General features: G+C 61.9%; 11 protein-coding genes. All 11 read left to right on the top strand.

Going from position 1 to position 15671, the window contains the following annotated elements:
* Nucleotides 1–100: 100 nt before the first annotated feature.
* The 11 genes from KY494_RS17010 (at nt 101) to KY494_RS16960 (ending at nt 15668) form a co-directional block, all read left to right on the top strand.
* Nucleotides 101–2758, top strand: a complete 2658-nt coding sequence (locus KY494_RS17010; RefSeq protein WP_219887615.1) for a TonB-dependent receptor — start codon at nt 101–103, stop codon at nt 2756–2758.
* Nucleotides 2759–2952: 194 nt separating this feature from the next.
* Nucleotides 2953–4305: an MFS transporter gene (locus KY494_RS17005; RefSeq protein ID WP_219887614.1), complete on the top strand. Its 1353-nt coding sequence runs from the start codon at nt 2953–2955 to the stop codon at nt 4303–4305.
* Between the two features lie 24 nt (nt 4306–4329).
* The gene (locus KY494_RS17000; protein WP_219887613.1) at nt 4330–5277 is read left to right on the top strand and encodes a family 43 glycosylhydrolase; all 948 of its coding nucleotides are present in this window, start codon (nt 4330–4332) and stop codon (nt 5275–5277) included.
* An 18-nt stretch (nt 5278–5295) separates the two neighbouring features.
* Nucleotides 5296–6366: an aldose epimerase family protein gene (locus KY494_RS16995; protein ID WP_219887612.1), complete on the top strand. Its 1071-nt coding sequence runs from the start codon at nt 5296–5298 to the stop codon at nt 6364–6366.
* Nucleotides 6367–6562: 196 nt separating this feature from the next.
* The gene (locus KY494_RS16990) at nt 6563–8305 is read left to right on the top strand and encodes an IlvD/Edd family dehydratase (protein WP_219887611.1); all 1743 of its coding nucleotides are present in this window, start codon (nt 6563–6565) and stop codon (nt 8303–8305) included.
* Nucleotides 8306–8317: 12 nt separating this feature from the next.
* Nucleotides 8318–9310 carry an AraD1 family protein gene (araD1, locus tag KY494_RS16985; RefSeq protein WP_219887610.1) on the top strand — a complete coding sequence of 331 codons (993 nt, stop codon included), beginning with the start codon at nt 8318–8320 and terminating at the stop codon, nt 9308–9310.
* Nucleotides 9307–10884, top strand: coding sequence for an aldehyde dehydrogenase (NADP(+)) (locus KY494_RS16980; protein WP_219887609.1), 1578 nt, complete (start codon nt 9307–9309; stop codon nt 10882–10884). The genes araD1 and KY494_RS16980 overlap by 4 nt, the downstream gene beginning before the upstream one ends.
* A 34-nt stretch (nt 10885–10918) precedes the next feature.
* On the top strand, nt 10919–11686 hold the full coding sequence (locus tag KY494_RS16975; RefSeq protein WP_219887608.1) for an SDR family NAD(P)-dependent oxidoreductase: 768 nt from the start codon (nt 10919–10921) through the stop codon (nt 11684–11686).
* A 211-nt stretch (nt 11687–11897) separates the two neighbouring features.
* Nucleotides 11898–13442: an alpha-N-arabinofuranosidase gene (locus tag KY494_RS16970; protein ID WP_219887607.1), complete on the top strand. Its 1545-nt coding sequence runs from the start codon at nt 11898–11900 to the stop codon at nt 13440–13442.
* 65 nt (nt 13443–13507) lie between these two features.
* A complete protein-coding gene (locus tag KY494_RS16965; RefSeq protein ID WP_219887606.1) occupies nt 13508–14533 on the top strand; it encodes an arabinan endo-1,5-alpha-L-arabinosidase in 1026 nt (341 codons plus the stop codon).
* Between the two features lie 160 nt (nt 14534–14693).
* A complete protein-coding gene (locus KY494_RS16960; protein WP_219134016.1) occupies nt 14694–15668 on the top strand; it encodes an ABC transporter substrate-binding protein in 975 nt (324 codons plus the stop codon).
* The last annotated feature ends 3 nt before the right edge of the window (nt 15669–15671 follow it).

Below are 15671 nucleotides of genomic sequence, written 5' to 3'. Positions count from 1 at the left end.
AATTGATTGGAGAGATTATCGCCCAGCCCCTAAGATAAACGCCGAGCATGCGCACGACATGCAAGCGGTACAACAATATCAATACAATATCTGGAGATTCATGATGCGCAACGCCACCGGCCCGCTCGCGGCCACTTTCCCTCGTCCATTCATTTTGAAGGCAGCCGTTGCGGCATTGGCCGGTATCGGCCTGCTGAGCACGGCTTCGGTCTGGGCGCAGGACGCGGTGGCGGCCGATGCCGGTACCGAGCCTGCGGCGGAAGTGTCGGTGGTGACCGTCAGCGGCGTGCGCCGCTCGGCGCAGAATTCCCAGCAGATCAAGATGCGTTCGGACCAGGTCATCGATTCCATCGTGGCCGACGACATCGGCAAATTCCCTGACAACAACGTGGCCGAAACCCTGGCGCGCATTTCCGGCATCCAGATCCGCCGCGATTCGGGCGAAGCGAGCGCCGTCATGATCCGTGGCTTGCGCGATGTCACGACCCTGCTCAATGGCCGCGAACTGTTCACCACCACGGGCCGCTACGTCAATCTGGCCGACATTCCCGCCACCATGCTGCAGCGCGTCGACGTGTACAAATCGCAGGGCGCCGACCAGGTCGAAGGCGGCGTGGCCGGCATCATCGACGTGCGCACGAACCGCCCGTTCGACTTCAAGGATTTCACGGCCAGCGTGAACACGCGCGCCGTCTACAGCGACAAGTCGAAAGCCACCGACCCGAATATCAGCGGCATGCTGTCGAACCGCTGGAAGACGGGCATCGGCGAAGTGGGCGCGCTGCTGGGCTTGTCGCAGCAGCAACACCGTTACCATGAGGAACGCGCGTTCAGTACGGCGCCCGTGGATAAAAGTTTCCTGTCGCCGGGTTTGACGGGGCCGGACCAGGTGGGCTTGTTGCCGATCAAGGGCGACCGCCGCCGCAGCACCGCCAATGCCGTGCTGCAATGGCGTCCGAACGCCGATATCGAACTGTACGCGGAAGGCATGGCCACGCGCTTCCTGCTCGACGCCGAGTCCGACTACTTCGTCGGCTTGCCATGGTGGGGCACGCCCGTCTCGGCCACCAGGATTGCCGGCAGCAACCAGCTGCAAACGCTGACCTCGACCAACGTCAACACCATCATGTCGACGCAGGCGAACAAGAACCAGACGAAGACGCAGCAGTTCGCCGTGGGCGGCTTGTGGGATATCAACCCGGAATGGCGCTTCACGTCGGAAGTGGCCAGCACCAAAAGCACCTATGCCTGGCGCAATCCGATTCTCGACGCCATCACCGTCGTGCCGAACGCCACCATCAATACCAACCAGAACGGCACCCTGCACGTCGACTACACGGGCATCGATCTGCGAGACCCGTCGAACTACTATCTGAAGGGCTTTTTCGACCGCTACGGCGAAGACAAGGGCAGCTCGAACGATGTGCGCGCGGACCTCGCGTACACGCCGAGCTCAGGCGGCTTTTTCAAGGAAATCAGCGTCGGCGTGCGCGGCGTGAAGCGCGAAGCCGAATCGATCAAGAGCTTCGAGGGCAATGCGGAAGCACCGGACGTGTCCGGCGCCGCGTTTCCGTTCGGCCGCCAGAGCGTGACCTCGATTCCCGGTTTGAATTGCCTGTCGGAACCGATGTCCGGCGGCGGTCCCGACTATGGCTTGAAGCAGTGGTACACGCCGTGCGCCAGCTTCCTGCTCAATAACACGGGGACCATCCGCCAAGCCGTCACGGGCAGCGGCGCGGCGCGCGCCATGGATCCAGGCTCCTTCTTCAAGGATACGGAAAAGACGTATTCGATCTATACCAAGGCGAAGATCGCCTTCAAGCTGGGCGCCTACCCCGTCGATGGCACCGTGGGCGTGCGCGTCGTGCGCACCGAACAAAGCCTGCAAGGCAACAGTTCGCAGGATGGCGTCTACACGCCCGTCATCAGCGACACGGCCAGCACCGACGTGCTGCCCAGCGTAGCCTTGAAAATCAAGCTGCGCGCCGACCTGGTGGGCCGCTTTGCGGCGGGCCGCACCATCAGCCGCCCCGGCTTTGCACAGTTGAACCCGGGCGTGGCCCTCGTCAACTCGACGGAAACGGTGAAGGCGACGGGCGCGGGCGGCAATCCGAATTTGAAACCGGTGACGGGCGACAATGTTGATGCCGCACTGGAATGGTATTTCGCGCCGGCCGGTTCCGTGACGGCCACCGTGTTCCACCACAAGTTCGACGGCTATATCCAGCAACGCATTGCCAGCGAAACCATCGCCGGCAAGGCCTACGACGTGGACCGCCCGTACAACACGGGCGCCGGCAAGCTGCAAGGCCTGGAAATCGGCTACCAGCAGTTTTATGACGGCTTGCCGGGCCTGTTGAGTGGCCTGGGCTTGCAAGCGAACGGCACCTACATGAGCGGCAGCACCGACGATGAGACGGGCAGCCATGCCATCACGGGCGTGTCGCGCTATGCCTACAACCTGGTGTTGCTGTACGAAAAAGATGCGTGGTCGGGCCGCCTGGCCTACAACTGGCGCTCGAAATTCATCGACAGCTACAACCAGGGCGGCCCGGGCCTGGACTTGAAAGTGGCGCCGACGGCGCAGCTTGACGGATCGCTGTCGTACAAGATCAACGAACAGTTCACCGTGACCCTCGATGGGAATAACTTGCTCGATACCAAGTTCAAGGATTACTGGAACGAGCCGGGCGTGTATGCGCGCGATACGCGCCGTTATGACCGCACGGTAGGGTTATCACTGCGCTGGAAAATGTAAAACGTCCATGGCTGCGTTGCATTGCCTCGCCGTACTCCTCGTACTGTCTTCGGCAACGCGCCTTGCCCTGAACGTTTTACATGAGTGAAAAAAGCAGTATCCAAGGGCGTTGCCATGGTTTCGGCCGGCAGCGCCCCTTGCGTTGCAGTTAGGCAGTCAGACACGATTCATCATCAAAAGAATGGACGGAAAGCATGGAGACGCAAAAATTATCCACCGTTGAAAAGGTCGGCTTCGGCGCCGGCGACATGGCGCTCAATGTCGTCATCTCGTCGATGATGTTGATCATCACCTTTTTCTATACCGATATCTATGGCTTGAAAACCACGGACCTGGCCCTGCTGTTCGTGGCCGTGAAAGTCATCGGCGCCATCGCCGACCTGGGCATGGGCCAGATCACGGACCGCTACAGCTTTGCCGCAGGCCGTTACCGTCCCTACCTGCTGTGGCTGGCCGTGCCGTTCGGCGTCAGCGTGTTTTTTGTGTTCACCACGCCGGAATGGGGCTATGACGCCAAATTGATCTGGGCGTATTCGACGTATATCCTGATGACGATCATGACGGCCGGCGTGGGCATCCCCTACATCTCGCTGATCAGCGGACTCACCAGCGACCCGCACGAGCGCCTCTCGGCCAATGGCTACCGTTTGTTCTTCGCCAAGATCGGCGCCTTCATGGTGACCATCGTCGTGCCGATCCTGTCGCAGCGCTGGGGCGGCGGCAACCCGGCCGTCGGCTACCAGGCGGCCATGGCCGTGATGGCGGTGATGGGCGTGGCCCTGTTCCTGTTCTGCTATTTCACCACCACCGAGCGCGTCGTGCACATGGTGGAAAAACAATCGCTGCTGGAACAATTGAAGGTGCTGCTGCAGAACGACCAGTGGCTGGTGCTGTGCGGCGTGTGCGTCACGGGCACGGTCGGCTACGTGGTGCGCGGTTCCGTCGCCATCTATTATGCGAAATACTATCTGGGTGGCAGCACGGAAACCGTGGCCGCCTTTCTGACCACGGGCGTGGTGGCGGCCATCCTGGCCATGATCGCCTCGACCTGGATCACCAAGTTTTATTGCAAGGTCAAGCTGTTCCGCTACTCGCAAATCGGCGTCGCGCTGATCAGCCTGGCGATCTACTTTTTTGTGAAGCCGAGCGACACCGTGCTGGCTTTCGCCCTGTATTTCCTGCTCTCCTTTGTGGTGGACTTGCATGCGCCCGTGTTCTGGTCGGCCATCGCGGAAACCATCGATTATGGTCAAGTCAAGACGGGCAAGCGCGTCTCCGGTTTCGCCTTTGGCGGCATCTCCGTCTGCCAGAAGGCGGGCATGGCCGTGGCGGGCTTTTTGGTCGGCATGCTGCTGTCGTATTTCGACTACCAGCCCAACCATGAACAAACGCAATTCGCCCTGAACGGCATCGCCCTGATGCTGTCGATCATCCCCGGCTTCTTTCATTTGCTGATGGGCTTGCTGATGTTCAAGTACCGCATCAGCGACAGCTATTACACGGGCGTGAAAACCGAAATGCATAAGCGCGGCTACGTGGCCGCGTAAGAATAATTGAATGGAGCAAGCAACATGGCAGACGTCTTGAAACCGCTGATCGAACAACGCGCCGACCCGCATATCTACCGCCACAGCGATGGCTATTATTACTTTACGGCGTCCGTGCCCCAGTACGACCGTATCGAACTGCGCCGCGCCGACAGTATCGCCGGCCTGGCCGGCGCGCCAGCGGTCGACGTGTGGCACAAGCCGGAAACGGGCCCGTACAGCGAACTGGTGTGGGCACCTGAGCTGCACTTCAACCAGGGCGCCTGGTATGTGTATTTCGCCGCCGCGCCGAGCCGCGAAATCAAAGATAAATTGTTCCAGCACCGCATGTATGCGATCCGCAATGCCAACGCCAACCCTTTGATTGGCGAGTGGGAATTCATGGGGCAGATCGATACGGGCATCGACACCTTCTGCCTGGACGCCACCACGTTCGAACACGACGGCGTGCTGTTTTACCTGTGGGCGCAAAAGGATGTGGCCATCGAGGGCAACTCGAACCTGTACATCGCACCGATGGCCACGCCGTGGCAGCTGGCCGGCCCGCCCGTGATGCTGAGCAAGCCGGAATTCGACTGGGAAATCCGTGGCTTCTGGGTCAACGAGGGACCGTCCGTGCTGAAACGCAATGGCAAGATCTTCATCAGCTATTCGGCCAGCGCCACTGATGAAAACTATGCGATGGGCTTGCTGTCGGCCGATGACACGGCCGACTTGCTCGATCCGGCGGCGTGGACGAAGTCGCCCGAGCCCGTGTTTGCCACCTGCTACGAGCACGGCATCTACGGCCCCGGCCACAACAGTTTTACCTCGGCCGACGATGGCGACGGCGTGTTGCTGGTGTACCATGCCCGCACCTACACGGAAATCGTCGGCGACCCCCTGTGGAACCCGGATCGCCACACGTTTGTGAAGCCGCTGCGCTGGGATGCGCAAGGCATGCCCGTGTTTGGCCGCTCATCGACCCTGTAACGTTCCGGACCCGACGCCATGACCCCAGTTGATTCTGTTTCAGTGACGCAAGCGCCATTCGGCATCCTGCCCGATGGCCAGCACGTGACGGTGTTTACCCTGGCGAACCGCCAGGGCATGCAGGTAAAAGTGCTCGACTTTGGCGCCATCATCAGCGCAATCCACGTGCCGGACCGCGACGGCGCCTTCGCCGACGTGGTGCTCGGTTTCGACCGCCTCGAACCGTATTTGCAGAACAGCGCCTTCCTGGGCGCCGTCATCGGGCGTTTCGGCAACCGCATCGCGGCAGGACGTTTCAGTCTGGACGGCAAGGATTACCAGTTGGCCGTGAACAATGCGCCCAATCACTTGCATGGCGGCAACCAGGGCTTTCACCAGGTGATGTGGCAGGCCGCGCCGTTCACGACGGATGACGCCGTGGGCGTGACGTTTACCCGCTGCAGCCCGGACGGCGAAGATGGCTACCCGGGCAAGCTCGACGTGACGCTGACCTATGAACTGGATGACGACAACGCGCTGAGCCTGCGCTACCACGCCGTGACGGACCAGGCCACACCGATCAACCTGACCAACCACAGCTATTTCAACCTGGCGGGGCAGGGCAGTATCCTCGGCCATGAGTTGACGATCAACGCGGACCGCTACCTGCCCGTCGATGCGGGGGCTATCCCCACGGGCGAACTGGCTGATGTGACCGGCACGCCGTTCGACTTGCGCCAAAGTGCCGTCATCGGTGACAGCATCACCCTGCCGCATGAACAGCTCCGCATCGGGCGCGGTTACGACCATAACTTTGTGCTCAATCAACAGCCAGGCCAGGCGTTGACGCTGGCCGCCATGGTGCGCGAGCCGGAATCGGGCAGGGTGATGCAGGTGTACACGCAGGAGCCGGGCATCCAGTTTTATTCCGGTAACTTCCTCGACGGCAGCCAGCACGGCAAGCGGGGTGCCCACAGTTACCGCAGCGCGCTATGCCTGGAAACCCAGCATTTTCCCGATTCGCCGAACCAGGCGCATTTCCCGAATGCCATTTTGCGGCTGGGCGAGGAATACCGGACGGTAACCGTGTACCGGTTTTCCGCCGAGTAAGCACCCCTGCCAAAACAGCCCACGCCCTGCCGCCACGCGCCCGCAGGGCGTTTTCATTGGGGCATGCTGATACCGTTTTCGATATCGGAACGCATTAAAAATTGATTGGAAAGGCATGGCAGGATTCTTTAGTATTCCAACATCGCTGCCCGGGCCGACGACATTAGATCCGGCATGGCACAACCAGGAGAATGGCATGTCTGAGACAAAAAAGAAGGTAGCCCTGCGCTCGGCCGAGTGGTTCGGCTCGCAGGACAAAAATGGCTTCATGTACCGCAGCTGGATGAAAAACCAGGGCATACCTGACCATGAATTTCATGGCAAGCCCATCATCGGCATTTGCAATACCTGGTCCGAACTGACCCCCTGCAACGCGCATTTCCGCCAGCTGGCCGAACACGTCAAGCGCGGCATCCTGGAGGCGGGCGGTTTCCCAGTGGAGTTCCCCGTCTTCTCGAACGGCGAATCGAATTTGCGCCCGACAGCCATGCTGACGCGCAACCTGGCGTCGATGGACGTGGAAGAATCGATCCGCGGCAATCCGATGGACGCCGTCGTGCTGCTGGTCGGCTGCGACAAGACCACGCCGGCATTGCTGATGGGCGCGGCCAGCGTCGACATTCCCACCATCGTCGTCAGCGGCGGCCCCATGCTGAACGGCAAACTGAACGGCAAAGACATCGGTTCCGGCACGGCCGTGTGGCAGTTGCACGAACAGATGAAGGCCGGTTCCATCACCTTGCACCAGTTCATGTCGGCCGAATCAGGCATGTCGCGCTCGGCAGGCACCTGCAACACCATGGGCACGGCCTCGACCATGGCCAGCATGGCGGAAGCGCTGGGCACGTCCCTGCCGCACAACGCGGCCATTCCCGCCGTCGATTCGCGCCGCTACGTGCTGGCGCACATGTCGGGCATCCGCATCGTTGAAATGGTGCACGAAGACCTGCGCCTGTCGAAAGTGCTGACGCGCGAGGCGTTTGAAAACGCCATCAAGGTCAACGCGGCCATTGGCGGTTCCACCAATGCCGTGATCCACCTGAAAGCGATTGCCGGCCGGATCGGCGTGCCGCTGGAGCTGGAAGACTGGACCAAGGTCGGCCGTGGCACGCCGACCATCGTCGACTTGCTGCCGTCGGGCCGTTTCCTGATGGAAGAGTTTTACTACGCGGGCGGCTTGCCGGCCGTGATACGCCGTCTGGGCGAGGGCGATTTGCTGCCGCACAAGAATGCGCTGACCGTCAACGGCAAGTCGCTCTGGGACAACTGCGTCGAAGCGCCGATCTACAACGATGAAGTGGTGCGCACGCTGGACAACCCCTTGCTGGCCGATGGCGGCATTTGCGTGTTGCGCGGCAACCTGGCGCCGCGCGGCGCTGTCTTGAAACCATCGGCCGCCTCGCCGCATCTGATGCGGCACCGCGGCAAGGCCGTCGTCTTCGAAGACTTTGAACATTACAAATCGCGCATCCTCGATCCCGACCTGGACGTCGACGCGAACTCCGTGCTGGTGATGAAAAATTGCGGCCCGAAAGGCTATCCGGGCATGGCCGAAGTGGGCAACATGGGCTTGCCGCCGAAGCTGCTGGCGCAGGGCATCACCGACATGGTGCGCATCTCGGACGCGCGCATGAGCGGCACCGCGTACGGCACCGTCGTGTTGCACGTGGCGCCGGAAGCGATGGCGGGCGGCCCGCTGGGCATCGTCAAGGATGGCGACATGATCGCCCTCGATTGCCATGCGGGCAGCCTGAATATCGACATCAGCGATGCGGAAATCGCCGAGCGCCTGGCGAAACGCGAGCTGGGCAGTGCGCCCGGACCGAAGAGCGGCTATCAGCAGCTGTATATCGAACACGTGTTGCAGGCCGACGAAGGCTGCGATTTCGACTTCCTGGTCGGCAATCGCGGTTCCGCCGTGCCGCGCCACTCACATTAAGCGGAGAATCCCATGCTGTTGCTGCAATTTACGAATGAACACGGCGGCCGCCTGGTCGGCCTGCTGCAAGACGACCAGATCCGCGTTATCGAAGGCTACAACACGACGTATGCGTTGGCGCAAGACGCCATCCGCAAGAAGGTCAACCTGGCCGAGCTGGTCAACGCCACCGTCGGCAATACCATGCACTTGTACGCGGACGTGGCTGCCAGCGGCCGCCTGCTGGCGCCGCTCGATCACGCGGACGAAGCGCACTGCTACGTGACGGGCACAGGCCTGACCCATCTGGGTAGCGCCGGCGCGCGCGACGCCATGCACAAGAAGATCGGTGGCGATGCGGAGTCCTTGAGCGATTCGATGAAAATGTTCCGCCTGGGTGTGGAAGGCGGCAAGCCGGCCGATGGCACGGCCGGCGCCCAGCCCGAGTGGTTCTATAAAGGCGATGGCTCCATCGTGCGCCCAAGCGGCCAGCCCCTGCGCATGCCGGACTTTGCCCTCGATGGCGGTGAAGAGCCGGAAATCGCCGGCCTGTACGTGATCGGCGACGACGGCCAGCCCTACCGCGTCGGCTACGCCATCGGCAATGAATTCTCGGACCACGTCACGGAACGCCAGAATTATCTGTACCTGGCCCACTCGAAGCTGCGCATGTGCAGCGTGGGCCCGGCCCTGCTGGTGGGCGAATTGCCCGCACACATCGATGGCGCCTCACGCGTGCTCGACGCTGCCGGCAATGTGCGCTGGGAAAAGGCCTTTGTCAGCGGCGAAGACAATATGTCGCACACGATTGCCAACCTGGAACACCATCACTTCAAGTATCCGCTGTTCAAGCGCCCTGGCGACGTGCACGTGCACTTCTTCGGCACGGCCACCCTGAGCTTTGCCGATGGCGTGAGCGTGGCGCCGGGCGAAACCTTTGAAATCGAAGCGCCGGCCTTTGGCCCTGCCTTGCGCAACCGCCTCGACGTCTTCCCAACCGCATTTGCGAAAGTGAGTACATTATGAGTTTCAATATCACCGGTGATGCATTGATCGGCGGCGCAGCCGTTAGGGGCAATGGCGGCTCCTTCGAAGCGTGGGACCCGGCCGCGCGCGCCCACATCGCGCCCGCCTTCCACATGGTGGACGTAGCGCAAATCGACGCAGCCTGCCGTCTGGCGCAAGCCGCGTTCGACCCGTTCCGCGCCACCAGCGATGCGCAGCGCGCCGACTTCCTCGACACCATCGCCGCGCAAATCGGCGAACTGGGCGACGACTTGATCGTGCGCGCCATGACGGAAAGCGGCTTGCCGCGCGCGCGCCTGGAAGGCGAGCGTGGCCGCACCGTGGGTCAGTTGAAACTGTTCGCCGGCTTGCTGCGCGAAGGCTCGTGGACCGATGCGCGCATCGATTCGGCTTTGCCCGAGCGCACACCGCCGCGTCCTGACTTGCGCTTGCGCATGATCGGCCTGGGCCCCGTCGCCGTGTTTGCAGCCAGTAACTTCCCGCTGGCCTTCTCGGTGGCCGGCGGCGATACGGCCTCGGCGCTGGCTGCCGGCTGCCCCGTCGTACTGAAAGCCCACTCGGCCCATCCTGGCACGTCGGAACTGGTGGCGCGCGCCATCGTCAAAGCCATCGAGATTTGCCAGCTGCCGGCCGGCGTATTTGCCTTGTTGACGGGCACGGGCAACGGCATCGGCCAGACGCTGGTGGCGCATCCGGCCATCCAGGCCGTCGGCTTTACGGGTTCGCGTTCGGGCGGCATCGCCCTGATGAAGGTGGCGGCGGAACGTGCTCAGCCGATCCCCGTATATGCGGAAATGAGCAGCATCAACCCCGTGTTTGTGCTGCCGCAAGCCTTGGCTGCCCGTGGCGCGGCGATCGCCAGCGGTTTTGCCGCTTCGCTGACGATGGGCGTGGGCCAGTTCTGCACCAATCCCGGCCTCGTGCTGGGCCTGGAAGGGGCCGACTTTACGGCGTTTGCCGCCGCCGCAGCAGCAGCGCTGACACCGGCACCGGCCGCCACCATGCTGACGGCCGGCATCGCCAGCAGCTATGCCAAGGGCGTGGCGGCGCTGGCGCAGCATGCCGATGTGACGCCGCTGGTACACAACACGGGCGAGGAAGGCAAGGGCGCCGCCGCCCTGTTCGTCACTTCGGGCGAGGCCTTCCTGGCCAGGCACGATTTGCGCGACGAAGTGTTCGGTCCCGCCTCCTTGCTGGTCGCGTGCCGCGACATCGAGCAATTGCTGGCGATCACGGAAAGCCTGGAAGGCCAGCTGACGGCCACGCTGCAGATGGATGCCGGCGACCTGGACAATGCGCGCCGTTTGCTGCCCGTGCTGGAACGCCGCGTGGGCCGCATCCTGGCCAACGGTTTCCCGACCGGCGTGGAAGTGTCGACGGCCATGGTGCACGGCGGCCCGTTCCCGGCCACTTCGGACGGCCGCAGCACGTCGGTCGGCACGGCGGCCATCAACCGCTTCCTGCGCCCCGTGTCTTACCAGAACCTGCCGCAGGACTTGCTGCCGGCATCGCTGCGCGACGATAATCCGCTCAGTATCTGGCGCCGTCACGATGGTGTGCTGGGCAAACTTTAAGCATCAAAAATAAAAATACACAGGTGGAGACAAGATGAAGCAATTGGCGAAATATGGCAGCTTGCAGGGCAAGCGCGTGTTCATCACGGGTGGCGGCAGCGGCATCGGCGAATCTTTGGTGGCGGAGTTTGCCGCCCAGGGCGCGCTGGTGGCGTTTGTCGACATCGCCGTGGAAGCGAGCGAGGCCCTGTGCCGCCGCCTGGCCGAAGCGGGCTTGACGGCGCCCCTGTTCCGCCATTGCGACATCACGGATATTGCCTCCCTGCAAGCCGTCATGGCGGAACTGGCCGAGAAGCTGGGCGACTTCGATATCCTCGTCAACAATGCGGCCAATGACCAGCGCCATCAGGCGCAGGACGTCACCCTGGAGTACTGGAACGAGCGCATTGCGATCAATCAGCGTCCCATGTTCTTCACGTGCCAGGCCGTCTTCGAGGGCATGAAACGCCAGGGCGGCGGTTCCATCATCAACGTCAGCTCGATTTCCTGGCACATGAAGTCGGGCGGCTATCCCGTGTATGCCACCACCAAGGCGGCCGTCGTGGGCCTCACGCGGGGCCTGGCGCGCGATTATGGCGCCCACAATATCCGCGTCAACACGGTCACGCCCGGCTGGGTCATGACGCAGCGCCAGATCGAGCTGTGGGTCGACGACGCGGCGGAAGTGGAAATCCAGAAAAGCCAGTGCTTGCCAAGCAAGCTGATGCCACAGGACATCGCCGCCATGGTGCTGTTCCTCGCCGCCGATGACGGCGCGATGTGCTCCAGTCAGGAATTCATCGTCGACGCCGGCTGGGTCTGACAAAACGTCCAGGGCGTTGTTGCAGGGTCTCGCCGTACTAGCGTACTGTCTTCGACCCTGCGCCTAGCCCTGGGCGTTTTGTCGGCTGCTGGCCTTCCCGCCTTACCCCCATTCGTGTATGCCTCCAACCCCGCGGCAGGAGAGGCATCGCCATTCCAGATTGCCGGGAGTGATCCCGGCCCTTGCTTTTCACTCAAAAACAGGAGACAGCATGAAATTCATCCATACCAGCATCGTGGCCTTGAGCCTCGTCGTCGGCGGCGCCTTTGCCGCGCCCGTCAAGGTCACCATTGACGTGGCCACGCCCGGTCCCGTGATCAACAAAAACGTCTACGGCCAGTTCGCCGAGCATCTGGGCACCGGTATCTACGAAGGCATGTGGGTGGGGCCGGACTCTGCCATCCCGAATACCAAGGGCTGGCGCAATGACGTGCTGGGCGCGCTGAAACAGTTGCATGTGCCGCTGGTGCGCTGGCCGGGCGGCTGTTTTGCCGATGAATATCACTGGAAGGACGGCATCGGCGCGCGCGAGAAGCGCCCGACCAAGGTCAACACCAACTGGGGCGGCGTGGAAGAGTCGAACGCCGTCGGCACGCACGAATTCTTCGACCTGGCGGAATTGCTGGGCGCGCAAACCTATATCAACGGCAACCTCGGTTCCGGCACGCCGCAGGAAATGTCCGAATGGCTCGAATACATGACGTCGGACAGCAAGTCGACCCTGGCCGAGTTGCGCCGCAAGAATGGCCGCGCGCAGCCGTACAAGGTCGATTATTTCGGCATCGGCAATGAAGCCTGGGGTTGCGGCGGCAATATGCGTCCGCAGTACTACGCCGACCTGTACAAGCACTATCACACCTTCATGAAGACGCCGGAAAGCGCGCGCCCGAAATTCATCGCCAGTGGCGGCAATGACGACGACATCAGCTGGTCCGGCACCCTGAGCCGCGAAATCAAGCCGAACATGATGGATGCCATCAGTTTCCACTACTACACGGTGCCGACCGGCGTATGGGAAAAGAAGGGCGCCGCCACGGGCTTTGGCGAAAATGAATGGATTTCCACCCTGAGCCGCACCCTGCGCATCGATAGCTTGATCAAGAACAATCTCGCCGCCATCGACAAGAACGATCCCTCAAAAAAGACGGGCTTGTACGTCGACGAGTGGGGCACCTGGTACGACGTGGAGCCGGGCACCAACACGGGCTTCCTGTTCCAGCAAAACAGCTTGCGCGACGCACTGGTCGCGGCCCTGAACTTCAATATTTTCCATCAGCACGCGGACCGCGTGCGCATGACGAATATCGCGCAGATGGTCAATGTGCTGCAGGCGATGATCATCACGGACAAGGATAGCTATTTCCTCACCCCCACGTATCACGCGTTTGAAATGTACGTGCCGTTCCAGGATGCCACCTCGCTGCCGGTCGCCATTAGCGGCAATGGCAAGTACAGCCTGGGCAAGGTCAGCATTCCTGAAGTGAGCGCCTCGGCCGCGCGCGGCAAGGATGGCAAGGTGTATCTGTCGCTGGTCAACACGAACCCGCACAAGGCCGTCGACGTGAGCGTGGCGCTGGCCGGCAAGCCAGCGTCCAAGGTGACGGGCCGCGTGCTGACCGCCGGCAAGATGGATGCCGTCAACAGCTTTGCGCAGCCGCAAGCCGTGCAGCCGGTGGCGTTCAATGCCCAGGCGCAAGGCGGCAAGCTGACCGTGTCGGTGCCCGCCAAGGCCGTCGTGGTGGTGGCGGTCGAATAAACCTGCCGATGTTGAGGTATCCGGCCGGCCCGCATGACGGGCCGGCTGGCCATGTGGAGAACACGATGCAATTTTCGATAATGATGGCCTTGGCGGCCATGCTTGCCTTCAGCCCCGCCCAGGCGGCCCAGGTCAGCGTGCACGACCCCGTGATGGCGAAGGAAGGCGACACGTATTATCTGTACAGCACGGGTCCCGGCATTACCTTTTACAGCTCGAAAAATAGGGTCGACTGGCAGCCGGAAGGGCGCGTCTTCGCGGGCCAGCCCACGTGGGCAAAAACGGCCGCGCCATCGTTTGACGACCACATCTGGGCGCCCGACGTGCAATTTCACGACGGCAAGTATTACCTGTACTACTCGGTCTCCGGTTTCGGCAAGAACACGTCCGGCATCGGCGTGACCGTCAACACCACCTTGAATCCCCGTTCGCCCGATTACCGTTGGGTCGACCAGGGCATGCTGCTGCAATCGGTGCCCGAGCGCGACGAGTGGAATGCCATCGACTCGAACATCATCACCGATGCGGCCGGCACGCCGTGGATGGCCTTCGGCTCGTTCTGGAACGGCATCAAGCTGGTCAAGTTGACGCCCGACTGGACCCATATTGCGGAACCGCAAGAGTGGCATTCCCTGGCGCGCCGGGCGCCGCTGCCGCCAAGGGCGGGTGAATTCAAGCCCGCGCCCGAGGAAATCGAGGCGCCGTTCATCTTCCAGCGTGGCGATGACTATTTCCTGTTTGTTTCCTGGGGCCTGTGTTGCCAGAAAGAAAAAAGCACCTACCACCTGGCCGTGGGCAGGTCCAACAGCGTGACGGGACCGTATCTGGACAAGAATGGCCGCGACATGGCGCAGGGCGGCGGCACCGTGGTGCTGCAAGGCGACAAGGACTGGCAAGGCCTGGGCCACAACAGCGCGTACACGTTCGATGGCAAGGATTACCTGGTGCTGCATGCGTATGAGACGGCGGACAATTATTTACAGAAGCTCAAGATCCTGCCCATGACGTGGGACCAGGACGGCTGGCCGCAGGTGGACCCGCGTGACTTGAACCGCTATCAAAGCCGCGAATTGCCGGCCGCCAAACGCTAAGAGACCAGGAGCGGTGGGCCAGGGGATACGCAAATCGGTATCGCAAGCGAAAAAGAATTGATTGGATGGCTATGTTGCTTTCTCCTACCATGGGTTCATAAAAAACCGCCCATCCGGCATCCGGCTGTGATGGTATTCCAATAAAAAACTGGAGACAAGAATGACCTTGAGCCGCCGCACCCTCCTCGCCAGCGCCATGCTGCTGGCCTTTTCCGCCACCACCTTCGCTACCACGTCCGCTTTCGCCGCCAAGCCCCTCGTCATGGGCTTTTCGCAGGTGGGCGCCGAGAGCGAATGGCGCACCGCCAATACCGTCTCCATCAAGGATGCTGCCAAGAAAGATGGCGTCACCCTGAAATTTGCCGATGCGCAGCAAAAGCAGGAAAACCAGGTCAAGGCCCTGCGCTCGTTCATCGCGCAAAAAGTCGACGTGATCGCCTTCTCGCCCGTCGTGGAATCGGGCTGGGATACGGTGTTGCGCGAAGCCAAGGCCGCCAAGATTCCCGTCATCCTGACGGACCGCGCCGTCAACGTGGCCGACAAATCGCTGTACGTGACCTTTATCGGGTCCGATTTCGTGGAAGAGGGCCGCCGCGCGGGCCAATGGCTGCTGGATTATGCCAAGAAAACCCCGGATGCCACCTTGAACATCGTCGAACTGCAGGGCACGGTCGGTTCCGCGCCCGCCATCGACCGCAAGGAAGGCTTCCAGGAAGTCATCGGCAAGAATCCCAAGCTGAAGATCATCCGTTCGCAAACGGGCGACTTTACGCGCGCCAAGGGCAAGGAAGTGATGGAAGCGTTCCTGAAAGCGGAAGGCAAGAAGATCAACGTCTTGTACGCGCACAATGACGACATGGCCATCGGCGCCATCCAGGCCATCGAAGAAGCGGGCATGAAACCGGGCAAGGACATCATCATCATCTCGATCGATGGCGTGAAAGGCGCGTTCGAGGCCATGATCGCCGGCAAGCTGAACGTCACCGTCGAGTGCAGCCCGCTGCTGGGCCCGCAACTGATGTCCATCGCCCGCGATGTGGTGGCCGGCAAGCCCGTGCCGGCGCGCATCACGACGGTGGAAGGCGTGTTCCCTGCCGAGGTGGCCGCCAAGGAATTTCCGAACCGTAAGTACTAAGCT

It is taken from the genome of Janthinobacterium sp. PAMC25594 (assembly GCF_019443505.1).
GTDB lineage: Bacteria > Pseudomonadota > Gammaproteobacteria > Burkholderiales > Burkholderiaceae_D > Janthinobacterium.
This window is presented reverse-complemented; position numbering and strand designations above follow the sequence as displayed.